Origin of the sequence: Kosakonia arachidis (assembly GCF_900116535.1) — a bacterium.
Taxonomy (GTDB): domain Bacteria; phylum Pseudomonadota; class Gammaproteobacteria; order Enterobacterales; family Enterobacteriaceae; genus Kosakonia; species Kosakonia arachidis.
Map to the genome: position 1 here is coordinate 629,090 of NZ_FPAU01000004.1, position 25,200 is coordinate 654,289.

At 55.1% G+C, this 25,200-nt stretch carries 22 protein-coding genes; all 22 read left to right on the top strand.

Annotation, left to right across the window (positions count from 1 at the left end):
- The first annotated feature begins 2 nt into the window (after nt 1–2).
- Nucleotides 3–3,617 (top strand): type VI secretion system membrane subunit TssM, encoded by a 3,615-nt coding sequence (tssM, locus tag BM427_RS17955; protein ID WP_090123791.1) that lies wholly within the window; start codon nt 3–5, stop codon nt 3,615–3,617.
- Between the two features lie 17 nt (nt 3,618–3,634).
- Nucleotides 3,635–4,342 carry a type VI secretion system-associated protein TagF gene (tagF, locus tag BM427_RS17960; RefSeq protein WP_007371673.1) on the top strand — a complete coding sequence of 236 codons (708 nt, stop codon included), beginning with the start codon at nt 3,635–3,637 and terminating at the stop codon, nt 4,340–4,342.
- A gap of 11 nt (nt 4,343–4,353) precedes the next feature.
- Nucleotides 4,354–5,370 (top strand): type VI secretion system protein TssA, encoded by a 1,017-nt coding sequence (tssA, locus tag BM427_RS17965; RefSeq protein ID WP_090123793.1) that lies wholly within the window; start codon nt 4,354–4,356, stop codon nt 5,368–5,370.
- Between the two features lie 74 nt (nt 5,371–5,444).
- Entirely contained in the window at nt 5,445–5,969 is a 525-nt protein-coding gene (gene tssB / locus BM427_RS17970) for a type VI secretion system contractile sheath small subunit (protein ID WP_007371675.1), read from the top strand.
- Nucleotides 5,970–5,972: 3 nt separating this feature from the next.
- Nucleotides 5,973–7,472, top strand: a complete 1,500-nt coding sequence (gene tssC, locus BM427_RS17975; protein ID WP_090123795.1) for a type VI secretion system contractile sheath large subunit — start codon at nt 5,973–5,975, stop codon at nt 7,470–7,472.
- Nucleotides 7,473–7,576: 104 nt separating this feature from the next.
- Nucleotides 7,577–8,083, top strand: a complete 507-nt coding sequence (locus BM427_RS17980) for a type VI secretion system amidase effector protein Tae4 (protein ID WP_090123797.1) — start codon at nt 7,577–7,579, stop codon at nt 8,081–8,083.
- Nucleotides 8,080–8,505 carry a T6SS amidase immunity protein Tai4 family protein gene (locus BM427_RS17985; protein ID WP_090123799.1) on the top strand — a complete coding sequence of 142 codons (426 nt, stop codon included), beginning with the start codon at nt 8,080–8,082 and terminating at the stop codon, nt 8,503–8,505. Before BM427_RS17980 ends, BM427_RS17985 begins: the two co-directional genes overlap by 4 nt.
- Before the next feature lie 225 nt (nt 8,506–8,730).
- Complete coding sequence (locus BM427_RS17990) at nt 8,731–9,213, top strand: Hcp family type VI secretion system effector (protein WP_090123800.1); 483 nt, start codon at nt 8,731–8,733, stop codon at nt 9,211–9,213.
- A gap of 180 nt (nt 9,214–9,393) precedes the next feature.
- A complete protein-coding gene (locus tag BM427_RS17995; protein ID WP_090123802.1) occupies nt 9,394–10,218 on the top strand; it encodes a peptidoglycan-binding protein in 825 nt (274 codons plus the stop codon).
- Nucleotides 10,218–11,030 carry a lysozyme inhibitor LprI family protein gene (locus BM427_RS18000; RefSeq protein ID WP_090123803.1) on the top strand — a complete coding sequence of 271 codons (813 nt, stop codon included), beginning with the start codon at nt 10,218–10,220 and terminating at the stop codon, nt 11,028–11,030. The genes BM427_RS17995 and BM427_RS18000 overlap by 1 nt, the downstream gene beginning before the upstream one ends.
- A 57-nt stretch (nt 11,031–11,087) precedes the next feature.
- Entirely contained in the window at nt 11,088–11,912 is an 825-nt protein-coding gene (locus tag BM427_RS18005) for a lysozyme inhibitor LprI family protein (protein ID WP_090123805.1), read from the top strand.
- Between the two features lie 129 nt (nt 11,913–12,041).
- Nucleotides 12,042–13,826 carry a type VI secretion system-associated FHA domain protein TagH gene (gene tagH / locus BM427_RS18010; protein WP_090123807.1) on the top strand — a complete coding sequence of 595 codons (1,785 nt, stop codon included), beginning with the start codon at nt 12,042–12,044 and terminating at the stop codon, nt 13,824–13,826.
- Nucleotides 13,823–14,617, top strand: coding sequence for a PP2C family protein-serine/threonine phosphatase (locus BM427_RS18015; protein WP_090123809.1), 795 nt, complete (start codon nt 13,823–13,825; stop codon nt 14,615–14,617). The genes tagH and BM427_RS18015 overlap by 4 nt, the downstream gene beginning before the upstream one ends.
- Before the next feature lie 20 nt (nt 14,618–14,637).
- Complete coding sequence (locus BM427_RS18020) at nt 14,638–15,651, top strand: hypothetical protein (protein WP_090123811.1); 1,014 nt, start codon at nt 14,638–14,640, stop codon at nt 15,649–15,651.
- Nucleotides 15,652–15,660: 9 nt separating this feature from the next.
- Nucleotides 15,661–16,473: a type VI secretion system accessory protein TagJ gene (locus tag BM427_RS18025; RefSeq protein WP_090123813.1), complete on the top strand. Its 813-nt coding sequence runs from the start codon at nt 15,661–15,663 to the stop codon at nt 16,471–16,473.
- Nucleotides 16,466–17,035 (top strand): type VI secretion system baseplate subunit TssE, encoded by a 570-nt coding sequence (tssE, locus tag BM427_RS18030; protein ID WP_090123815.1) that lies wholly within the window; start codon nt 16,466–16,468, stop codon nt 17,033–17,035. Before BM427_RS18025 ends, tssE begins: the two co-directional genes overlap by 8 nt.
- 2 nt (nt 17,036–17,037) lie before the next feature.
- Complete coding sequence (gene tssF / locus BM427_RS18035; protein WP_090123817.1) at nt 17,038–18,909, top strand: type VI secretion system baseplate subunit TssF; 1,872 nt, start codon at nt 17,038–17,040, stop codon at nt 18,907–18,909.
- Nucleotides 18,906–19,949: a type VI secretion system baseplate subunit TssG gene (gene tssG / locus BM427_RS18040; protein WP_090123819.1), complete on the top strand. Its 1,044-nt coding sequence runs from the start codon at nt 18,906–18,908 to the stop codon at nt 19,947–19,949. Before tssF ends, tssG begins: the two co-directional genes overlap by 4 nt.
- 44 nt (nt 19,950–19,993) lie before the next feature.
- Nucleotides 19,994–22,606 carry a type VI secretion system ATPase TssH gene (gene tssH / locus BM427_RS18045; RefSeq protein WP_090123821.1) on the top strand — a complete coding sequence of 871 codons (2,613 nt, stop codon included), beginning with the start codon at nt 19,994–19,996 and terminating at the stop codon, nt 22,604–22,606.
- Between the two features lie 26 nt (nt 22,607–22,632).
- Nucleotides 22,633–24,069 carry a serine/threonine protein kinase gene (locus tag BM427_RS18050; protein WP_090123823.1) on the top strand — a complete coding sequence of 479 codons (1,437 nt, stop codon included), beginning with the start codon at nt 22,633–22,635 and terminating at the stop codon, nt 24,067–24,069.
- A 149-nt stretch (nt 24,070–24,218) separates the two neighbouring features.
- Nucleotides 24,219–24,599, top strand: coding sequence for a DcrB-related protein (locus BM427_RS18055; RefSeq protein ID WP_090123825.1), 381 nt, complete (start codon nt 24,219–24,221; stop codon nt 24,597–24,599).
- A 268-nt stretch (nt 24,600–24,867) separates the two neighbouring features.
- On the top strand, nt 24,868–25,200 hold a 333-nt coding region (locus BM427_RS18060; protein WP_217647356.1), incomplete at its 3' end, for a contractile injection system protein, VgrG/Pvc8 family.

Genomic DNA, 25,200 nt, shown 5'->3' on the forward strand with positions numbered 1-25,200 from the left:
GGATGAATATGTTGCTTTCATTGCTGACCAACCGCATTTTGTGGGGTTTCCTTGGCGTAACAGGGCTGGCTGCCGTGATCTGGATGATCGGTCCCTTGCTCTCGGTCGTCGACTCCCGCCCGCTTGAGTCAGAGCAAAACCGTATGATCACCATTGCGGTGATGTACCTGATTTGGGTTCACAGCCACATTGTGCCGCGCCTCTATAATGCCTGGCTCAACCGCAAGCTGATGGATAACCTGAAAAGCGAAGAAGCCAAAGATCCGCTCGAGCGCAAACGCCTGAACAGTGAAGATCAGGTACTCAATGAGCGTTTCGAAGAGGCTGCACAGGTACTGAAAAAAGCCCACTTTAACCAGCCGGGCCAGCGCGGACAGTGGACGCAGCGCTTCAGCACCCAGTATCTGTATCAGTTACCGTGGTACGTGATCATTGGCGCGCCGGGTTCCGGGAAAACCACCGCGCTGGTGAACTCCGGCCTGCAATTCCCGCTGGCGGATCGCTTTGGTAAAACCGCGCTGCGCGGCATCGGAGGAACGCGTAACTGTGACTGGTGGTTTACCAACGAAGCCGTACTGCTGGATACTGCCGGTCGTTACACCACGCACGAGAGTGAGCAGGTCCAGGACGCCAGCGAATGGGCGAAATTCCTCGGTTTGCTGCAAAAATACCGCCGTCGCCAGCCGATTAACGGCGTGATTGTGACGATCAGTATCGCCGATCTCCTGACACAGTCCGCAGAAGCCTCCCGCGAACAGGCGCTCAATTTGCGCCAGCGCCTGACCGAGTTGCATGAGCAGTTGGGCATTCGTTTCCCGGTTTATGTGCTGGTCACCAAAGCCGACTTGCTGAAAGGTTTTCGTGCCTATTTTGCCGGTTTTGACAAAGCGCAGCGCGACCAGATCTGGGGGTTCACCTTCCCGTGGGAAAAAGCCAGACTGGCGGATTTTGACTTGCAGGGCAGTTTTCTGCAGGAATTTGCCCTGTTACAGCAGCGGCTGGATGCGGCGCTGCCGGACACGCTGTTGCGGGAAAGCGATGCGCAGGCTCGCGCGGAATGTTTCCTGTTTCCGCAGGAGTTCGCCGCACTTCGCCCCCTACTGTCTGACTACCTGAACACACTGTTTGCCCGCTCCAACTTCGAAACCGAATTTTCACCGCGCGGTATCTATTTCGCCAGCGGTACGCAGGAAGGTCTGCCTTTCGACCGGGTTATGGGTGAACTCAGCCGGGCGCTTTCGTTGCCGCAGGGTAAAGCCGGGGATAACTGGGATTCAGTAAGTAAAGAGGAACCGGTACCGGGCGGAAAAGGGCAGAGCTTCTTTATCAAGCATGTGCTGCAAAACGTCATCTTCCAGGAAGCAGGCATTGCCGGACAAAACCGCTGGTGGGAGCTACGCAACCGGGCGGTGATCTGGTCCGGTTATGCGGCGTTGCTGGCGCTGCTGATTATTGTTAGCGCCTTGTGGATGACCAGCTACGGCAATAACAAAGATTACCTTGATGAAGTACAGGCCAAAGTGCCGGCGCTGGATCAGGAGATCAAAGGCCTGCGTAACCGTCAGCAGGGCGATCTATTTGCCATGCTGCCGCTGCTGAACGGACTTTCCGCGCTGCCGCAGAGTAACGCTTTCGACATCAATAATCCGCCTATCACCCGCCGTATGGGATTGTATCGCGGTAACGATGTGGCTGACGCCTCACAGACGCTGTATCAGAAAGCGCTGCAACAGATTCTGTTGCCAGAAGTGACGATGCGCATTACTACCTGGCTGCGCAACGATAACGGCAGCGATGTGGAGTATAGCTACGAGGCGCTAAAAGCCTACCAGATGCTTTATCAGCCGAAACATTACGACGGCAAATTTCTGCATTCGTGGGTGATGCTCAATCTGGAGCGCAATCTGCCGCAGAACGTCACCAAGGCGCAGATACGCCAGCTTGAATGGCATCTGACACAACTTCTGGAGCCGCAAATTCAGTCGTCGCCGTACGCCAAAGATGAGGCGTTAATCAGCCGCGAGCAGACAATGATTAACCAGCAGCCGCTCTCCACGCGCGTTTATGGTCGTCTGAAACGTCTGCTGGAACATGATGACAACCTGAAGCCAGTGTCACTGTCTTCACTGGGCGGGCCGCAAAGCGAGCTGGTCTTTTCGCGGAAAAGCGGCAAACCAGTAAGCGAGGGGCTGCCCGGGTTGTACACGCCGGACGGCTACTGGAATAACTTCAACGCAAAGATCGCACCTGTCACCGCTTCCCTGCATGAAGATGATAGTTGGGTCCTGGGTGCGACCACGCAGCCGGAAGACAAACAGCAGACGGATAACGCGGTGCGTCAGCTCTACGCCCGCGACTTTATCGCCTTGTGGGACAGCTTCTTAAGCGACATTCAACTGAATAACAGCGCCGATCTGAATCAGCGCATCAATACGGCGCGCTTACTCTCCGGCAACAATTCACCGCTGCGTCGGCTGGTGATCAACCTGAGCCAGCAACTGAAACTGACACGAGATGAGCCGGAAGACGCTGAAAAAGCGAAACGCGCTGGCAGTCCTAACCGTGGTACACAAATGCTGGAAACTCTGTTCAGCAACCACGACGGTACAGCACAAACCACCAATGCCGAGGCCAGTCAGACACCGGAACAGCGCGTAACCGAGCACTTTGCGCCAATTATCGAACTGGCGCAGCCGCTGGAAAAGGGCGGGAAATCCATCGTCTTTGATGATTTTCTCAAGCAGGTTGATGAGCTGTACCGCTATCTGACCGCGGTTCAGGATGCGGCCAACAGCGGTATGCCGCCGCCGGGTAGTGAAGCGATCAGCCGTTTACAGGCCAGCGCCGGACGTCTGCCAGGCGGCCTGCAAACCATGTTCAGTAACATGGCAGTGGGGGCCAGCAGTGATACACAGCGTCGTGAGCTGGAAAATGTTCGCAAACGTATCAGCGTTGAAGTAGGCAGCTTCTGCCGTCAGGCCATTGCCGGGCGTTATCCACTTGTACGCTCCGCCAGCAGCGAAGTGACGCCGGACGATCTGGCTCGCATGTTCGCACCGGGCACCGGTCTGATGGACACCTTCTTTCGCGATAATCTGACCAATAAAGTCGACACCACGCAATCCACCTGGCGCTTTATGCCCGGTATTGACGGCAAAACGCTGCCGGGCAGCGAAGGTTTGCTGGTGCCGTTTCAGCAGGCGCAGTCTATCCGCGATGCTTTCTTTGCCAATGGCAGCACCACGCCATCATTTCGTACCACCGTGCGCACGGTGCGTATGGATAACACCATCCTGACCATGACGCTGGATGTGGACGGGCAAATCCTGCGTTACAGCCACGGGCCGCAGGCGGTACAGATCGTTAACTGGCCGGGATCGGGCGGAACCAACCAGGTGCGGATGCAACTCGGTCTGGCCAGCGGCACAACCGCGACGCTGGTCACCAACGGCGCGTGGGCACTGAATCGCTTTTTCGATAAAGCCCGCGTCAGCCCAGGCAGTAGCAGCCTGAGCCGCCAGGCCACATTCACCGTTGACGGGCATCAGGTGACGCTGGAGTTTGCGCCGAACAGCATCCGCAACCCGTTCCAGCTTCCCCGCTTCGCATGTCCTTGAACTGCAAAGGAACGCCAATGACGATGACTTCAGCAATAAGCTGGTACGGAAAACTGCCGAGTGCCGGTGATTTTTTACAGCGCCGCTTTCCCGATGCGCTGCAACGGCAGTGGTCCCACTGGTTCCAGGTGGGGTTGATGAACTGGCAAAAAGAAGAACAGCGCGCCAGCGATCGCCAGTTCGGCAATGCGCCGGTATGGAATTTTGTTGTCCCGCCCATGCTAGGCGGGCAGCAAGTACAGATGGGATGTCTGCTGCCGGGCCGCGACAGCGTCGGGCGGCAGTATCCGATTTGCGCGCTGATGGCGATTAACCCGCTGGAGTGGACACCGCGCCATCTGGCGCAGGCGGGCGACTGGTATCAGCAACTAGGCCGCACGCTGCTGCACGCTATCCGCAATGGCTACTCGCCGGAACAGCTCGATCAGGCGCTGCTGTCGATTCCGCCGGTGCAACTGGTTGCGCCGGAATCACGCTCGGAAATTCTTGATGTGATCGGTTATGAAGGCGACGGCGAATCGACCATTGGCTGGAATCAGGCCGCCGAATGTTTTGACCCGCTGCGCCAGATCAGTTTCTGGTGGACCAACCGCAGCGACGGTTATCCACTCTATACACACGTACACAGCGGTAATTTTACCGGGCAGCTCTTTACGCTGCTGTTTGACCCAGCTGGAGGCGCAAGACCCGGTCGCCACGGTCTTTACCCACCGATGTTTGAATAAGCAGGTTGCGGATGACAATTGACTCTTTACTGGCTCCGGTCACCCCGGAGCAACCGTGCGGTGAGAATCTGGAGTATGACGCCGACTTCCAGGCGATGGAGCAGGCCAGCCTCGGTAAAGCTGAGCAGCAATTCGGTAGCACGATCATTCCTGCCGAACCCGCTGACTGGAACCGCGTGGAGAAACTGGCCACCGCGTTGCTGGAGCGCACGAAAGATATTCGCGTCATGCTGGCGCTGACCCATGCATGGACGCGCCGTCGCGGCCTGGAAGGCTACGCCGACGGTTTGTTGATGCTGGGTCAGGCATTGGCGCTGTACTGGGATCAGCTTTGGCCGTCACTTAACGACGGCGGTGAATTCGATCCCTTTTACCGCATTAATGCGCTGGCTGCGCTCAGCGACAAATCTGCGCTCACCACCGCGCTGCGCCAGTCAATACTGTTACGCAGCAATGGCGATGAGCTGAGCGTGCGCGATGCACAGGCGCTGCTGGATGGCAGTAAAACCGAATGTGCGGGTTATCCGGGCGGTCGGGTGCGTTTGATTGATGAACTGGTACGCGGCGGTCAGCCCGGCATTGAAGCTATCGGACAGATTGAAGGGCGCCTGCAAACCATCCGTACATGGCTGCTGGAACAACTGGGCGAAAGCGGGGTGCCGGAAATGGAACAGTTACTGAAAACGGTCAGCATGATTGCCGGCGCAAGCCGCGCTTCCCGTGGCGATGAACAGCCTGCGTTGTCCGCAGGGGAGGAGCAAAAAAAAACGTCACCGCAGCAGCCGGTAGCCGCACCGATCGCGGCACACGCCGACTGGCGCACGGCGCAGGTAACGACGCGTGCTGACGCACAGTTGATGCTGGAGAAAGTGAAGCAATACTTTACTCAGCATGAGCCGAGTCACCCGGCACCGCTGATGATCGATCGCGTACAGCGATTAATCGAACTTGATTTTATGGAAATTATTCGCGATCTGGCGCCCGACGGCATAAGCCAGTTGCAAAACATCTTTGGGCGTCAGGAGTGACGCGTACCGTGTTATGACGACAGGCACGTCGCCGGCCGTCAAACCTTCACCGCGCATATTCGATGGAGAACATCATGCCAATAAGTAACAGTGGTCAAAAATTTATCGCCCGCAACCGCGCGCCGCGCGTACAGATTGAATACGACGTGGAAGTTTATGGCGCAGAGCGCAAAATCCAGCTTCCGTTTGTGATGGGCGTTATGGCGGATCTGGTCGGGAAACCGGTGGAGAACTTACCGTCTATTGAGGAGCGTAAATTCCTCGAGATCGATGTCGACAATTTCGATGAGCGCATGAAAGCGCTGAAACCACGCGTCGCCTTCAACGTGGACAACACGCTGACGGGCGAAGGCCGGTTGAATGTCGATCTCACCTTCGACAGCATGGATGACTTCCTGCCGGATGCTATCGCCCGCAAAGTTGAGCCGCTAAACAAATTGCTGGAAGCCCGCACGCAGCTTTCCAACTTGCTGACCTATATGGACGGGAAAAACGGCGCGGAAGAGCTGATCGCCAAAGTATTACAGGATCCGACACTGCTGAAATCCCTTAGCCAGTTGCCGAACAGCGACGAGAACGCGCAAGGTAAAGAGGAGTAAACCATGAGCAATCCTTCGCAACAACATGAACAGCAGGGCGTCCAGGCCTTCAGTCAGGACGAATTTAGTTCGTTGCTGAATAAAGAGTTCCGTCCGAAAACTGACCAGGCGCGTTCTGCGGTAGAAAGCGCGGTGAAAACGCTGGCGCAGCAGGCACTGGAAAATACCGTAACGTTCTCCAACGACACCTACCGCACCATTCAGAACCTGATTGCCGGTATTGATGAGAAGCTGTCGCAGCAGATTAACCAGATTATCCACCACGAAGAGTTTCAGAAGCTGGAGAGTGCCTGGCGCGGCCTCAGTCATCTGGTGAATAACACGGAAACGGATGAGATGCTGAAAATCCGCTTTATGAGCATCTCCAAGCAGGAACTGGGCCGTAACCTGAAGCGTTTTAAAGGCGTCGGCTGGGATCAGAGCCCGATCTTCAAAAAAATCTACGAAGAAGAGTACGGCCAGTTCGGCGGCGAACCGTTTGGCTGCCTGGTGGGCGATTATTACTTCGATCACAGCCCGCAGGATGTTGAGTTGCTTGGCGAGATGGCGCGTATCGGCGCGGCGGCGCACTGCCCGTTTATCACCGGCACCGCGCCAAGCGTGATGCAGATGGAGTCCTGGCAGGAACTGGCGAACCCGCGCGATCTGACGAAAATCTTCCAGAACACCGAATACGCCGCCTGGCGTTCACTGCGTGAATCCGAAGATGCTCGTTACTTAGGCCTCGTGATGCCGCGCTTCCTCTCCCGTTTACCGTACGGTATTCGCACGAATCCGGTGGATAGCTTCGATTTTGAAGAAGAGACCGACGGCGCGAATCACAACAACTACACCTGGGCCAACGCCGCTTACGCGATGGCGACCAACATCAACCGCTCTTTTAAAGAGTACGGCTGGTGCACCTCAATTCGCGGCGTTGAATCCGGTGGGGCGGTGGAAAATCTGCCGTGCCACACCTTCCCGAGCGACGATGGTGGTGTGGACATGAAGTGCCCGACCGAGATTGCCATCAGCGATCGCCGTGAAGCGGAACTGGCGAAAAACGGCTTTATGCCCCTGATCCACCGTAAAAATTCTGACTTTGCCGCCTTTATCGGCGCGCAATCGCTGCAAAAACCGACCGAGTACCACGATGCCGATGCTACCGCCAACGCGCGTCTGGCTTCCCGTCTGCCGTATCTCTTCGCTTGTTGCCGTTTTGCACACTACCTGAAGTGCATTGTGCGCGACAAAATTGGCTCCTTCCGCGAGCGCGACGAAATGGAACGCTGGCTGAACGATTGGGTGATGAACTACGTTGACGGCGACCCTGCCAACTCTTCGCAGGAAACCAAAGCACGTAAACCGCTGGCAGCGGCCGAAGTGCAGGTACAGGAGATCGAAGACAACCCTGGCTACTACGCAGCGAAATTCTTCCTGCGTCCGCACTACCAGCTGGAAGGTCTGACCGTTTCTCTGCGTCTGGTCTCAAAACTGCCGTCGCTGAAAACCAAAGAGGCGTAAGCAGAAGGTGCCGCAGGCGGGATGCGCCTGCGGCACAGTAAGTATCCGGAGGGAAGCCGATAGCGAAGGATGTATTTCTTTAACGCAAGACAGAGGAGAGTTATATGGGCAACAGGCCATCATTTGTCGCCGCCTGGGGTGCCGCGGCACAAATATATGACCCAAAAGATCCACTGACCAAGGTGAAGAACGTTATTGGTGGTAAAGTTCGTACGAATTTTGAAATTCCGGAAAGCGAAGGTGGTTGGGTAAATAGCTGCGCAGTTCGCATGAGTTATGTTTTAAATTATACCGGTTTTCCGGTGCCAAGAATTAATGGTATCACGGTCTCGGGTGCTGATAAAAAATGGTATTTCTTCCGTGTCGGGGATGTCATTAATTGGTTAACACGGCAATGGGGTAAACCCGATCTGATTGTTAGCTATCCTTCATTACCGGTCGATAAATTACATAATAAGAAAGGTATTATATTGTTCTCGGTGGATCAGTGGGATGATGCAACGGGCCATGCAACATTCTGGAATGGGCTGACCTGCTCCGATCACTGTTATTTCAATGCGCCGAATACGAATTACACAACGACCAAAGCCAGCTTTTGGGAGTTGCCATGAGAATCGCTAGTTTCGCTTTGTTATTGGTGTGCGGCAGCGTCCTGGCAGATCAGAAAGAAGACCCGATGGCCTTCATTAAAAATATGCCCTACACGCAAGTGGTGAAGGATATGACGCTTGCACGCTGTATTGCGCAGGTTGCCGATCCGAAATCACCCTACTCGCTGGACGCGGCGCGAAGCGCAAATGCGATGCGGGAATGGATGCCGTTCGATATTGAAAATGGTGACGCAAAAATTAATGCTTTAATCAACCAGTTCAAAGGGACGCTGCATCAATTCCATACGGAAAGCCCGCAAAATGTTAAAGGGCTGACGCTAAACTGCCTGCGTTTATACCATAGTGCTGAACTGGATAAGTTGGCGAAAGAGGTGCTGCTGAAAAATCCGCAGCACACCTGGCAACAGGATAATCCGAATTAACGTTACCCCCGCGCGCAAATAATGTGTCGCGAAGCGGATTGAAAATAACCGAATTCTTTCCCTCATTACGAGGGAATGAGTGTTTCTGAACAGATGCATAATCTTTTCAGAATCAAACGAGGCAGAGGTAAAATATGGACGGTTTTATTCGGCCCCATGCTTACCCGTTTGCCATATAAGCGCTTTTTCGAAAGCAATATTTATCATTAACGAAGAGTAAATATTATGGCTATTGATATGTTTCTGAAGGTCGATGGAGTTACGGGTGAATCTAAAGACTCTAACCACACCGGCTGGACTGATATAACATCCTTCACCTGGGGTGCTTCGCAGCCGGGGAATATGAGCGTTGGCGGTGGCGGCGGTGCCGGTAAAGTCAATTTCAACGACCTTCACGTCAATGCTCTCATTGATAAGTCGGCCACCGCTATCCTAAAACACTGTGCCAGCGGTAAGCACCTGACTAAAGTTGAGCTTGCAGTTTGCAAGGCCGGTGGGCAACAGGTTGAGTATGCGCGCATCACGCTGGAAGATGTGCTGGTCACTTCAGTTCAGTACACCGGTTCTGATGATGGTGATCTGGTAGGCATTTCCTACGCATTCCAGGCTGCGAAAGTGAAACAGCAGTACTGGGAGCAGTCTTCTTCCGGCGGTAAAGGCGCAGAAACCAGCGCTGGCTGGAATATCAAAGAAAATAAAGAAGCGTAATTGCCGATAGCGATCCCGCAAGGGATCGCTCAATTATTCCACAGCATCATCATTTAATGCGTTATTAATTTCTGTTGGTCGGAATTTTGTAAAGAAAGATATTTATTTTGTGATGACAAAACAGCCATTGGCGAATTTTTTAGTGTCCCTCTATAACGCAATATTTTACAGGGCTTTGATATGTCGGTATTAAGGACAGGAAGTAAAGGATCTCAGGTCAAAGAGTTGCAAACGTTATTAAAAGAAAAGGGATATTCAATTAGCGCGGATGGCATTTATGGACCGCGCACTGAGAATACAGTACGCCTTTTTCAGCAAAAAAATGGCCTTTATGTGGATGGTATTGCCGGACGCCGAACTCTTCAGACGCTCGGTAAAACGGTGACGGAACGTGCGCCAGCGCCACCGATTGGGGGCTCAGTTGAACGACAGCCTTGCGCAGGGATGAGTTTATCGCAGAGTGGTTTCGAAACATTGTTTGGCCTCGAATCGCAAGTTAATGTGAGTTGCCATCTGCATTGGCCTCGGGGCGCGAGCGGCGTCACTCTCGGCCCTGGTTATGATATGAAAGAACGTACTCCGGATGAAATTAAAGCCAAATTGCTTTCTCTGGGACTTTCTGAAGACGTTGCTGAAAAAGCCTCAGCCGCATCGGGTAAATCAGGGACAGCGGCAGACAAATTTGCGTCAGACAATAAATATCTTATTACACTCACGCCCGAGCAGGAAAAGACATTATTACGTCTGACGATACCAGGTTATGTAAACTCAATACGTAGACGTATCACCGTTCCATTACGTCAATATGAGTTCGATGCGCTAGTATGCTTTTCCTACAACAATGGTGGATTCCTGAATAAAGTATGTAACTTCATTAATAGTGGACAAGTCAGCGATGCAATGACGCTGATAAGCCAAATTATACGAAGTGGAAACACCTATCCTGCGGGGCTCGTAGCTCGCCGTAAAACTGAAGTTAATCTTTTTTTAAACGGACAATATTGATGCAATATTCACTACTTTCGGCGATTGTCTTAATCGCCCTGGGAACCAGTGCCGCAAATGCCGATGGGCAAAAAGTTCCGGACTCACTGGCTGGAAGCTGGCGCATTGTTTCAGCAGAACCAGATAGCCAGGCCACAGCAAAAACGTCAACGAGTCCTGATGATCCACGTTATGTAGGGCGAGTTATCAATTTTGGTGCAACGTCAGCACATGTTGAATTAATGTGGGATGTGAATTGTCAACAGCCGACTTACACCACCCAATCCCCGATGACGCTCGACGAAGTTATTCTTAAAACGTCCGGTGAGCGCTATGTTGCACCTAAGACCCCGGTCGCGAAGGATTTTGGCTTCAAACAACCGGGAAACCTGAAAGTCACGCCGATCCTTATTCAGTGTAAATCTGGATATTTGTCGATGGATGGCGCAGCTATAAAAAATTGGGTTGCACTGCTATCCGCCGACCGTGCGGTGATGAATTGGTTTGATAATAGTTACGTTGTTCTGCAACGGGTGAAACCTGGTGAAAAAACAAAACCCAGTTTTTCTTGTGACGGAAAAGTGAACGCTGTTGAACAAACTATTTGCAGCAGTGATGATCTTTCTTCATGGGACCGTAGCGTCGCCAACGCCTATAAAACTCGCCTGTGGCAACAACAAGACACGGATGCGAAAGATACGGCTGCAATAGCGCAAATTAAAACTGAACAGCGCAACTGGCTGAATAAACGTAACCAATGCAAGAATGATGCTGAATGTATTAAAAAAAACATGAAAGATCGTGTTGAAGCGTTAATTGAACAATTCCAGTAACGGGTATGTTAACCGGTTGAGCCGCAGCGAACAGCGGGGAACGGATCAGGGAGTGATATGACTATTGAAGCGGCTCAACAAAGTGTCATGAGGCCGGTTGCCGCCCTCATGATTTTCGGTGCCAGTATTGCCAATGCCACAGAGACTCCGATCTCTATTATCGGACAGTGGCGGGTTGTTTCCGGGGAGACGGATAACTACGCCACGACTTATTTCAACACCAAAATAGACGATCCCCGCTATGTTGGACGAGTGGTTCGTTTTGATAACGACGTGGTGAGTGGCGAAGCGGCGATGAACATTGATTGCCAGCAACCCGCCTATCTTCAGCAATCGCCAATGACGCTGAACGAAGTGATAGTGAAAACCTCCGGCGAGCGCCGTTTTCCGCCAATAATTCCTGTCGCAGAAGATTTCGGTTTGAACGGGCTGGGCAAGCAGAAAATTACCCCGATTGTGCTGCAATGCCAGCAGGGGCATCTGGGGCCGGATGGCGAATCAATCGGTAACTGGGTTGCTTTGTTATCCGCCGATAAACTGCTGATGTACTGGAATGACAATAGCTACTTTGTACTGAAACGCGTGACGGCTGAGGAAAAAATCACGCCGACTTTTTCCTGTAACGCTAAGCTAAGCGACACCGAGCAAGTGATTTGCTCAGATAACGAACTGGCAGCCTGGGATCGTAGCGTTAACGACGCCTACACCATTCAGTTGCAACAACAGCAAGACATTGACCCGGCGGATAAAGCCGCGTTAGCGGGCATGAAAGCCGCGCAACGCGACTGGCTTAAAAAACGCAATCAGTGTCAGGCTGATGCGGCTTGCTTAACAAAATCGATGCGAGATCGGACCTTTGAATTGGTCAGTAAAATCCAGTAAAACAAGAGACTTATCCGGTGACTGCGCCGGGTGCGCGAATGTCGACCTTCTTTTCGCTGGTATTCAAACGCAGCCGCTTTAGCTAAAGCGGCACCGTTTGAGTGCACATAACTCCAGCAGGAATACGCGATGCGATTCACAATTATTACCAGTAAACCCGGTCATCAGCCGCCTCAAAGCCGCTGCGACTTTTATCCCCCAGGCGGTACCATTGGCCGCGGCACGGACAACAATCTGGTGCTGCCGGACAACGATCGTTCCATTTCACGTTTGCAGGCGATTGTTCATATCGCCGGTAATGGCGAGTGTCGCATCACCAATCGCGGCAATGTGACCCGCGTAGTGCTGAATGATATTCCTCTGGAACGTGGCCGTCAGGTCGAATTACAGGACGGCGATATTCTGGGTATTGATGAATACCGTATCGAAGTTACCGAGCTGATTCAGGATACGCAGCCGGTAAGCCGTATGGCGGAGGAGATGTATCCGAAGCATGTCCAGCCGCAAGTGGCCAAATCTGTGCCCGCCCCGGCACCGAAAAGCGTAGCGGAAAACGCCCCGGCGTCGGTACCAACGGAAATCTGGGACAGCCTGATGCAGGAGTTCTCCATCTCCGATAGCATCTCCAGCAACCGGACGAAAACGCCGGAAGCGCAGAATCTTAACCCCTTTGCTGCGCCGAAAGAGCCGGAGCGCAATCCGGAAGATCCGCTCTCGCTGTTGAATAACAACGAGCCGCTGGTGACGCCGAAAACCCTCGCCTCCGACCAGTTGTTCAACGATGAACAGCTTTTTAAAAATGACAGTATCTTTAACGATGTTACGCCATCCTCGCTGGTGCCTCCGCGCGATCGGGCCGCACAAAAACCTGCCCCGGAAGCGGATGAACTGGATCCGCTGGCGCTGTTTGGCGGCAGTAGCACGTCGGCGGCACGTAGCGACGATCCGCTTGGGTTGTTAAGCGGCGCAGTGCCGCTGGCGCATGAGGATGAGATTGTTCCGGCGAAACCCGCCGAATCCGTCATCACCGATCTGCACAGTGCAACACCGCCGCAACAGCCTCAGCCGATCATCACCGAACTACGCGCGGAAGATCTCAGCGCCACGCCGCTGTTCGTCGATGAAGAGCCGGATCCGGTGTCGGAGCCACAGGAGTATGCGGGTATCACCCTGCCGACGCCGCAAGCGGTACCGCGTAGTGCCGCGCAAACGCCGAAAGGGCGTCTGCGTATTGATCCACTCCAGAGCAACGACGCGCGAAGCACACCTGCCGTCAGCAATGGTGACAGCAGCGATGTGCTGAAAGGCGAGCTGCTGGATGCGTTACTGGAAGGCATGGGGCTCGGTGATATGCAGCCGGTACCGCAGTTTGATAAAGAGAATATGCGTCAGCTTGGCCAGATGCTGAGCATGTTTTCCCAGGGGACCGTTGCGCTGTTGTCCTCGCGCTCGATTCTGAAACGCGGCGTTAAAGCCGATATGACGATGGTGCTGGATGATGCCAACAACCCGTTCAAGTTGCTGCCATCGGGCAAAACCGTGCTGATGCAGATGTTTGGTACGCGGATGCCTGGCTTTATGCCGCCGAAAAAATCGGTGCGCGATGCGCTGATCGACTTACAGGCGCATCAGCTCGGCATGATTTCCGGGATCCGTGCGATTATCGCCGCGATGTTGCAGTCGTTTAACCCGGAACAACTGGAAGATGATGCTAAACGCGATGGCGCCACTGCGCGTCTCGGCATGCTCTCGAACCGTAAAGCCGCTCTGTGGGACTACTTTGTGCGTACTTACGTGCAAACAGCAGGTGAAATTGACGATGACTTCCATACTCTGTTTGGCGAAGCGTTCCTTCACGCTTATGACATGGAGGTTAACCAGTACAAAGACTCACAAAGCGGATCGGAAGAATGAATATCAGCACGGCCTCCATATCCCGACAGGGCGAACGTGCCAGTAATCAGGATCAGACCGGGGAAAACATCGGCGAACGTGCTGCCTGCTTTGTGGTATGTGATGGTATCGCAGGGTTACCCGGCGGTGATGTAGCAGCCGCACTGGCGCGTAATACTATCATCGGTCAGTTTGATGGCGATGAGCACCTGAATGCCCAGTACATTCGGCAGTACGTCAACGATGCTAACCGTGCTATCCGCGAAGAGCAAAAAGTGGTACAGGATTATCACCGTATGGGCACGACTATGGTAAGCCTGTTTATCGATCGGGATTATCAGCTTGCCTACTGGGCACACGCGGGCGATAGCCGCCTGTATCTCTTTCGTCGCGGCTGGCTCTATCATGTCACCACTGACCATAGCCTGGTACAACAGATGAAAGATGCCGGGCACCAGACCGAAGGCATCAACGGCAACTTGCTCTACTTCGCGCTCGGTCTTGGTGAAGATGAACGCGAGCCAAGCTACAGCGATGTGGTGCCGATTGAAGATGGTGATGCCTTTCTGCTCTGTACCGATGGCTTCTGGCACGGTGTCAGTGAAGAACAGATGCAACAGTCACTGCATATGGTGAATACGCCGGACGAGTGGCTGACGCTGATGAATCAAATCCTGCTGAAAAACAGTGTTGGGGCGCAGACCCAGCAGGACAACTATAGCGCCGTAGCGGTGTGGATGGGTACGCCTCAGGAGACGACGCTATTGCATACGCTCTCTGAAGCCGCCCAGTTTTTCCCTCTTCGTGATTGATACAGCTTACAAGGACTTTTATGAAACTTTGGCTACCGGGTTTGGCTCTGCTGGCGGTGTGTGGCAGCGTACAGGCAGAAAACTACCGCATCGTGCAGTCGCCTTCGCAAAAACTGGATGTCTGGATCGATAACATTGCGGATAACACACCGAAAAGCTGGTGCAGCAAAACCTTACCGCTGCGTATTGTCGCCAACGGCGATAAAAAAACTGCCGTACTGAACAACTTTTTACCGCGCCTTGGCTCGCTGCTGGCGAATCAGTGCGGCACGCTGACGCAGGTGCACTGGAGATTGACCGATCCGCAGGGTGAGACTCTGGCTGAAGGGACGGCCGATAAAGTGAAAGAGTGGGCACCGGTCGTCACCTCTACGGGTGCAGCCGCTTCTACTTCTACTTCTACTTCTACTTCTACTTCTACTTCCTCAGTCGCAGTCCTGACGCCGCCGACAGAGCGCGCTGAAGATCTCTCGCCAGCCGCTAACCGTGCGCCGTGGCAGGAATTTACCCTGCAGGACGGTTGCCATCTGCGTACCTTCTGGCAGGGCGATGCCAGCGCGCCAGCGCTATTTATTCCGGCGAAAGAGGATGGCAAATGTGAGAAGGGCGGCTGGCTGAACGGGCGCAGCGAAGTGACGCAGCTCAGCAACGGCGCAGAGAAAAAGATCACCATGACCTTTGTTCACGGTTTTCCGGTGAGCGGCCTGAGCGACAGCGTTGACGCCGATCGTCTGCTGATCACTACTGTCAACAATGAACGCATGGTCGTCAGCGAAGGTAGCCTGGCGCAGAGCTGGATGATTCTGCCCTATGTCAACAGCCTCAATGGCTGGCAGGCGAACGGCACGGTGGCGGTGGAAATCTCCCGCGATGTCGCCAGCGATGCAACCCGTTTACAGGCGCGGATTGATGAAGTACGTAAAGCCTGGACGCCGTGGTTCGAACCGGGTACGCACCTTAATATCCTGCTGATCGATTCGTTGCACCCGCAGCTGCGTGATCCGGCGGTCGGGACTTACAAGACCCTGAACTAAGGAGCGGCGATGAACACCTTGTTGCAACAACTGGCGGGCGAATCCTTGCAAGAGAGCCTTGCCCGGCTGGAAAGCCGCATTCGTACCCAACCTGGTGAGGCCGATCTGCGTGCGGCCTTTGTCCAGCTTCTTTGCCTTGACGGCAACTGGCCGCGCGCGCTGGCGCAGTTGAAAAGCTGGCAGGCGCTGAAACCACAGGCACAACCGACGGTGACACTGCTGGAGCAGGCCATCAACGGTGAACGCCAGCGTGCCGACGTGATGGCCGGTCGCGCCCGTCCGCTAACGCCCGATCGGCAGTGGCCGTGGCTGGCGGCAATGGTCAGCGCACTGGATCCGGAATCCACCGAGCCTGGCGCGCACCGCGAAGCCGCACTGGAGAGCGCCGAGGCAAATCCCGGCCAGTTAACAACTCAGGCTGGCGAAACGCATACTTTTGACTGGCTAATGGATGGCGACTGCCGCTTTGGCCCGGTCTGTGAAGCGATCGTCAACGGCCGTTATTTCTGGCTGCCGTTCAGCGCGATTGCTGCCATGCAGTTCCAGCCGCCGACCAGCGTCACCGACCTGGTATGGCGTCATACGTTGGTGCGTTTGCAGGATGGCAGCGAACAGGTGTGCCAGATTCCGGCACGTTATCCTCTGGATAGCGAAGCCGAAGAGCGCTTTAAACTTGCCCGTGTCACCGAGTGGCAGGTGCTACCGGGTGATGCGCCGCACTTCCTGGGACACGGACAAAAAACCTGGCTCAATGACAACGCCGAGTTCTCGCTGCTCGATCTGACCACGCTGAGTTTCGACACGGCTGTTGCAGATGAGTAATTCCGCCCACAATGAAGAGAGCGACCTGCTGCGTAGCGGCTGGCGCTCGCGACGCGGTAAAGAGACCGTCGGCGCGCGCGATAAAATGCAGCCGTCGTTGCTCGATCGCCTTACCGATGACGCGCCGGACAAAGTTCAGGAGCCGCTGAACAGTAACCTGGTCTCCCATGCCATGCTGCGACGCCACGTACTGCGTGATTTGCAATGGTTGTTCAATACCATCAACAACGAAGCGCAGCAGGACCTGAGCGGCTTTGACGAAGTGCGCCGCTCGGTAGTCAATTTTGGCGTGTCACCGCTGGCAGGCAAGCGGATGTCGGACATCGAATGGCAGGATATCCAGCGCAAGCTGACCAACGCGATTTTGCATTTTGAACCGCGCATTTTGCCGCAGGGGTTACAGGTTCGCTGCATTTCCGATACCCAGTCGCTGGATCTGCACAACGTGTTGTCTATTGAGATCAAAGGGCGCTTGTGGTGCGTACCGTATCCGCTGGAGTTTCTGTTCCGCACAGATGTGGATCTGGAAAACGGCCATTTCGAGCTAAAAGAAGCGGGGTAATCATGGACAGCAAATTACTGGAGTACTACAACCGCGAGCTGGCCTGGCTGCGCGAAATGGGCCAGGAGTTTGCCGGGCGCTATCCGAAAGTAGCCGGACGCCTTGGCATGCGTGGCATGGATGTCGCCGATCCGTATGTCGAACGCCTGATGGAGGGCTTTGCCTTCCTGACCTCCCGCGTACAACTGAAAATGGACGCCGAATTTCCCCGTTTCTCCCAGCGTCTGCTGGAGATGGTAGCGCCCAACTATCTCGCGCCAACGCCGTCGATGGCGATTGCGGAGCTGACGCCGGACAGCGCGAAAGGGGATCTGAGTAATGGCTTTGTGGTACCGCGCGGCACCATGATGGACAGCCAGGTAATGAAGAAGAATGGCGTCACCTGTAGCTATACTACTGCGCATGATGTCACGCTGTTACCGCTGAAGATCAGTCAGGTGGAACTGGGCGGCGTACCTGCCGATCTACCGCTGGCGAAAGTCGGCCTGAGCCAACGCGGGGCGCAAAGCGCGTTACGTATTCGTGTGAGCTGCGATGGCCCGGTCAACCTCGGACATCTCGATTTTGATCGCCTTGAACTGTTCCTCAGCGGCCCGGATATGCAGGCACTGAAACTGCTGGAACTGCTGATGGGCCACCAGGTGGGCATTGTTTGCCAGGTCAACAGCACCAACGCGCCGTTGCAGGTGCTGGCCGATGACGCATTGCAGCAGGAAGGTTTTGCCGCCAGCCAGTCTCTGCTGCCGGACGATCTGCGCAACTTCGACGGCTACCGTCTGTTGCAGGAATATTTCGCCTTCCCACAGCGTTTTCTGTTTATCAGCCTTCAAGGGCTGCGTTCGATGGTGACGCAAAGCGGCGATGCGACTTCGTTCGACATCATCATTCTGCTGGATAAAGCGGATGGGCAACTGGAACGCGTGGTGGATAAAAGCCACCTTACGCTGCACTGTACGCCGGTGATTAATCTGTTCCCGAAAGTGGCCGAAAGGCAAAAGTTGAGCGAAAACCAGCACGAATATCATCTGGTGGTGGATAACATTCGCCCGCTCGATTACGAAATCTACGCAGTGCACAAAATCCACGCCAGCGTCGATGGTCAGCGCGATGAGCAGACGTTTCGCCCGTTCTGGAGTAGCTGGAGCCAGGATGAAGGCAACTACGGTGCTTACTTCTCCGTGCGACGCGAGCAGCGCACCTTATCAGAACATGCGCAGCGCTACGGCACACGTACCGGCTATATCGGTTCCGAAGTGTTTGCCTCGCTGGTCGATGAGCAGCATGCGCCGTGGCGCGAAAATTTACGCTATATCACCGCTGACGTGCTGTGCACCAGCCGCGACTTACCGCTGATGTTGCAGCAGGATATGGGGCAGTTCGTGATGCCGGATTCTCTTCCGGTGAAATCCCTGCACCTGCGCAAAGGCCCGACGCCGCCGCGACCGGCGCTGGCAGAGGGGTTAAGCACATGGCGGTTGATCAGCCAGTTGCAGATGAACTATCTCAGCCTGATGGACGGCGACGATGGTGAAGGCGCTGCCGCGTTGCGCCAGCTTCTGGGCCTTTACACGCGGCTGGCGGAAGCGCCGGTGGCGCGCCAGATCGACGGCGTACGTCACTGTGTGCTGGAGCCAGTGCATCGCCGCGTGCCGGAGCCGGGACCGATCGTGTTTGCACGCGGTATTGGCATTACGCTGACGGTCGATGAACAGGCGTTTTCCGGTTTTAGCCCGTGGCTATTTGGCAGCGTGCTGGAGCGCGTTTTCGCGCGGCTGGTGGGCATGAACAGCTTTACCGAGTTCACACTGAAAAGCCAGCAGCGCGGTGAAATCGGTTACTGGCCGCCGCGCATGGGCAAGAGGGCGCTGATATGAGCGAAGCCCTGACCTGCGCACCGCAGATTGTTCGCGCCAGTTCGCTGTCGGAGGCATTCTGGCAGAACGTGATGGCCACGCCGTGGCGCTACGATCTGTTCAGCCTGCTGCGACGTATTGATGCCCGCGGCGGGGAGCGTTATCCGCTCGGGCGCGCGCCGCTACCGCGTTTCGAATCGGTACGCATCGGGCAAAAACCGTCGCTGGGCTTTGCGCCGTCGACCCTTGCCGAAGTACGTAAGCGCGACGGTTCGCCGCTGTACGATATCTCTATTCTCAGCTTCGGGTTGTTCGGCCCGAACGGTCCGTTGCCGATCCATCTGACAGAATATGCCCGCGAACGTATCGATCATCACCAGGACGATAGCCTGAGCGCCTTTGCCGATCTGTTTCACCACAGGCTGTCGTTGCTGTTTTATCGCGCATGGGCGGACGCGCAGCCCACGGTGTCGCTCGACCGGGGTGACAATAAACGTTTTGAACAGTATATCGCCTCACTAATAGGCATGGGGCAACCGGGGCAACTGGAAAAAGGCAGTCTCAGCCCGCATGCACGTTTTGCGCTGGCCGGGCATCTGACGCGCAACGGACGCGATCCAGAAGGGCTGGAGAAGATCCTGCGCTGCTATTTTGATGTGCCGGTGTCCATCGTCGAAAACGTGCCGCAGTGGATGCCGCTAAGCGAACGCGAACGCGCGCGTTTGCAGGGCGGTCGCCATGCGCCGCGACTTGGGCAGTCGGCCTTTCTTGGTAAAGCCGTGCGCGATGTGAGCCATAAGTTTCGCATCGAAATTGGCCCGCTGTCCGCCGCGACTTACCGGCGTTTCTTGCCCGGTGAAAAAGCGGTGACAGAGATGCGCGACTGGGTACGCCAGTATCTGGGCATCGAATATGAGTGGACGCTGCGCGTGATCCTGCGCCATGAAGATGTTGCTGGCGCAACGCTTGGTGGCACAGATCGTCTTGGTTACAGCGCCTGGCTTGGCACACAGCCACAGCCGCATCCGCGCGGAGATTTGGTATTCAGCCCGGAAGGATAACCTTTCGTCTTATTCATCTGACGTGACAACTAACGGAATTTACAATGTCGGAAATTAGCCGCGCCGTCCTGTTCGGCAAACTCGATACGCTGTTATTTACCTCGCTGGAAAGCGCCACTGCATTTTGCAAACTGCGAGGCAACCCCTACGTCGAGCTGGTTCACTGGCTGCACCAGTTGATGCAACAGTCGGAGGGCGACCTGCAACAGGTGATCCGCCACTTTTCGCTGAATGAAGAGGTGCTGACGCGGGATATCGTCGCCGCGCTGGATAAATTGCCGCGCGGGGCGAGTTCGGTCTCCGATCTTTCAGAACATATTGATACCGCTGTTGAGCGGGCGTGGGTTTACGGTTCGCTGAAATTTGGTGTCACGCGCATTCGCGGTGGCCATCTGCTGGCAGGGATCCTGAAAACATGGAGCCTGGCGACCGTGCTGAAAGGCATTTCGTCGCAGTTTGAACGGGTAAGCGCCGATGCGCTGCTTGACAACTTCGAGGCGATTTTTGCCAACAGTAAAGAGACGCAGCAGGCGGTAACCGCTGTTGGCGATACCGCCGCCGCGCCGCAACAGCAGGGTACACTAGCGCAATACGGCAAGGATCTGACGGCCCGAGCCCGCGACGGCAAGATCGATCCGGTGGTGGGCCGCGACGAAGAGATCCGCCAGATGGTCGATATTTTGATGCGTCGCCGCCAGAACAACCCGCTATTAACCGGTGAAGCCGGGGTCGGAAAAACGGCGGTAGTGGAAGGGTTAGCGCTGCGCATTGCCGCAGGCGATGTGCCGGAACCCCTGACGAACGTGCAACTGTGGCTGCTGGATATCGGCATGCTGCAAGCGGGAGCGGGGATGAAAGGCGAGTTTGAAGCGCGGCTGCAAGCGTTGATCAACGAAGTGCAATCGAGCCCGACACCGATCATTCTGTTTATCGACGAAATTCACACCCTGATTGGCGCAGGTGGCCAGCAGGGCACCGGTGATGCCGCAAACCTGCTGAAACCGGCGCTGGCACGCGGACAGTTGCGTACCATCGGCGCGACCACCTGGGCAGAATATAAGAAATACATAGAGAAAGATCCGGCATTAACCCGTCGCTTCCAGACCGTGCAGGTTGCCGAGCCGGATGAAGAGAAAGCGGTATTAATGCTGCGAAGCACGGTTTCCGCACTGGAGAAACACCATCGCGTGTTGCTGCTGGATGAGGCGGTCGTCGCTGCCGTGAAGCTCTCTCACCGCTACATTCCGGCTCGTCAGTTGCCGGATAAAGCCGTGGCGTTGCTGGATACGGCCTGCGCCCGCGTCGCCGTCAGCCAGAGCTCGCCGCCGCCGCAACTGGAAGATTGCCTGCACCGTATTGCCGCGCTTGAAGTGGAGATTGAGATTGCCAACCGCGAAGCGAAAATGGCGGCTGGTGACAGCGGGCGGGTAGAGAAATTAACTGACGCGCGTCAACAGCAGGAACAACTGCGCGATGAACTGACGCAGCGTTGGCAGCAGGAGCAGGCGCTGGTTGATGACATCATCGCGTTGCGCGCGCAGTTACACACTGCGGCGGAAGAGGTGCTGGCCGGTCTACGTGACTCGCTAGCGCAGCAGCAACAGGCACTTAAGATATTGCAGGGCGACGCGCCGCTGCTGTTCACCTCGGTTGATGCCAACGTGGTGGCGGCGGTGGTGTCCGACTGGACCGGTATTCCGCTGGGACGGATGGTGAAAAATGAAATCGATGCGGTGCTGAAACTGGCGGATACACTGAATGAACGCGTGATCGGCCAGCGTCACGGGCTGGAGTTGATCGCCAAACGCGTGCGCACCTCGCGCGCTCGCCTCGACGATCCGAACAAACCGGTCGGCGTGTTTATGCTCTGCGGTCCGTCCGGCGTCGGCAAAACCGAAACTGCGCTGGCGTTGGCGGAATCGCTGTATGGCGGCGAGCAGAATGTTATCACCATCAATATGAGCGAGTTCCAGGAAGCACACACCGTCTCCACGCTGAAAGGTGCGCCTCCGGGCTATGTCGGTTATGGAGAAGGGGGGGTGTTAACCGAAGCCGTACGCCGTCGCCCTTACAGCGTGGTGTTGCTGGATGAGATCGAAAAAGCGCATCCGGACGTGCATGAAATCTTCTTCCAGGTGTTTGATAAAGGCTGGATGGAAGATGGTGAAGGCCGACATATCGATTTTCGCAATACCATCATCATTCTGACCTCGAATGTCGGCACCGAGTTGATTACCGGCATGTGCGCCGATCCGGATCTGATGCCGGAGCCGGACGCGCTGCGCGATGCACTGCGTCCGCCGCTGCTGCAGGTTTTCCCGCCTGCATTGCTTGGGCGATTGCTGGTGGTGCCGTATTTCCCGCTCAGCGACGAGATGCTGGCGCAGATTGTGCGTTTGCAGCTTAGGCGTATTCAGCGCCGTCTGGAGGAAAACCACGGCATTATTTCGGAAATCGATGACGGCGTGGTCGGGCAGATTGTGGCGCGCTGTACCGAAGTAGAATCAGGCGGCCGTATGGTGGACGCCATCCTTACGAACACTTTGCTGCCGATGATGAGCCAGCTATTACTCGACGCCAGTGCGCGGGACGAGCAATATAAGCGCTTACGTGTCACGCTTAAGCAGGGTGAGTTTCACTGTCAGTTTGCGGCGTAAAGCCATTATCAAGAGAGTTTTCCACTATGACGGATCACGATAACAACCGGAGTGTACCGAATGCACTGCCGCCAGGATATCGCTTCAACGAGTTCGAAATTAAAGAAGTGATTGGCGGCGGTGGTTTTGGCATCGTCTATCGCGCCTGGGATCATCAACTTGAACGCACCATCGCGATTAAAGAGTTTATGCCCTCTTCACTGGCTGTACGCAACGACGACATGACGCTGGTGCTGCGTAGCGAGCGTTTTAGCAAAGCTTTTACCGCCGGGCTTAACAGTTTTATCCAGGAAGCGCGTCTGCTGGCGCGTTTTAACCACCCGAACCTGCTGCATGTACTGCGTTTTTGGGTGCAGAACGATACCGCTTATATGGGCACGGTGTTCTACAGTGGTACCACGCTTTCCAGTCTGCGCGAGAAAAACCCAACGCTGATTAACGAAGCCTGGATCCGCCGCATGCTGCCGATGCTGCTGGGTGCTATCAAAACCATCCATGACGAAGGGTATCTGCACCGCGATATCTCGCTGGATAACATTCAGATCCAGGATAATGACTTGCCGGTGCTGCTCGACTTCGGTTCCGCGCGTCGCAGTATTGGTTCTGTTTCCGACGAAACGGAAACCATGCTGCGGCCTGGATACGCGCCGATAGAACAATACACCGACGACAACGAAAGCGAGCAGGGACCGTGGACCGATATTTACGCTCTTGGCGCGGTACTGCATACGCTGATTATCGGTTCACCGCCGCCGGTCAGTGTGGTGCGCAGCATTCAGGACACCTATATGCCGCTGGCACAGCGCAACCTGCCGGGGTATACCCCTTCGCTGTTGCAGGCGGTGGATCGCGCGCTGGCGTTGAAGATGGAAGATCGTCCGCAGACCGTGGATGAGTTCGCTGCGCTGATTGAAATGCCGGTTGCCGGGCTGGGCGATGTGCTGAGCGTTAAACAGCCTGGGACTATGCTGGTACCGGTTGAAGAGGCAGAAGAAAAACCGGCACGTGGCTGGCAGCGTTACAAGTTGCCAGGCCTGGTGGCGGCAGGTGTGATTGTCGGCATTGTCGCCGGAGCAATGTTATTCGGCGGTAGTTCAGCACCGGAAGACGCGGCGCAGACCGCCAGCGTGACGCCGGAAGAACACCCCGTACCGCCAGTACAGCAGCCTGTGCGGGAGGCACCTGTCGTACAGACGCCGCCGCCTGCGCAAACTGCAGCACAGAGCAGCGCGCCAGTGGTCAGCCAGGCGCCGATCGCGCAACTTTTTGTGCGCATGAAAGAGGGCGAAAAACTGAGCCTCAATGGCGAAGCACAGTCGGTTACTCCGGCAACCAACGGTTTTGCCTCACTAAAACTGCAACCCGGTCGTTACGAAGTGCTCCTGCAGGGAAATGGTCAGAGCCGCAGTCAGACCATCACCATTGCTAAACCGGGCACCTGGTTAATTAATCCACAACCTTAACTAACACTATTTCGCCGGGTAATATTGTGCCCGGCAAAACGCGGGGAGAATTGTCTCCCCCACATTTCTCTCGCATTACAAATAATGTGATGTCGTCCTGTTTCGAACGTTACGATTGTATTGCCCGACATATTAAAAAAGACAGAGCCATGAACTTATTAACACACAGCAACAACGGTGACAGTGAATTTACGTTTGTCGTGTCTCGATCCAGTGCTCAATCCGATGATAAAGTTCATACCGTCGCCGCTAAAAAAATACGTGATCTGGAAATAACTCTCACAGATTTTTATCTTGAATCTTCAGAAATGCTTGAGGTAGATGGTTATCCCGCAGTCGAACTTTTTTATCAATTCAAAAATGATAACCGTGTTATTTATCAACGACAGACACTCATTTTACTCGATGATGCCGTTTTCGGGAAAAAGATGGTCAGCTATGTAGGTACCTGTCCCGGTGAATTCAGTGAAAATCATCAAAGACAATACCAGGAAATAATTCAGAGCATCAAATTTCATCGTGCAAAATAAAATATATCAGTGATGCAGCTATTATTGCTGCGATAAACGTAGAGCCTATCCTATTAGGCTATTTTATTTGCCATTTTGGTCCTGGATAGTGCTCACACAAAATATGTTGGCATTTTGAACGCCGCATGCGGTGGCCCTTTAGGGCGAGCGAAGCGAGTCATTCTCACGTACTGCGTGTACGCTGCGGTTGTTGCGCGCTGTCCGTGTCCAAACTGGCTGCAACACTATACGCCTACTGGGATAGGCTCTTAATTACGGATGCAACGTTATGGTGAACAGAATATCGGTCAGGCTGCCCGTAGAGGGGCTGCTTTTCTGGAAACTCTCCGGGCGCGAGGCGCTGTCGGAGCCGTTTACACTGGCGCTGACGGTACTGGGGACGGACGCGCGGATTGACCGCAGCAGACTGCTGGGCCAGCCGGTGACGGTGGCGGTCCCGACACAGACGGGTACGCGTTACTTCAACGGGAAAGTGACCCGCGTGGCGGTGAGCGCGACGGAGCTGTCGGGGACGCGCTATGCGGTGTACCAGCTGACGGCCGAGCCGGATGTGTGGCCGATGAAACGCGACCGTAACCTGCGCATCTTCCAGGGGCAGACG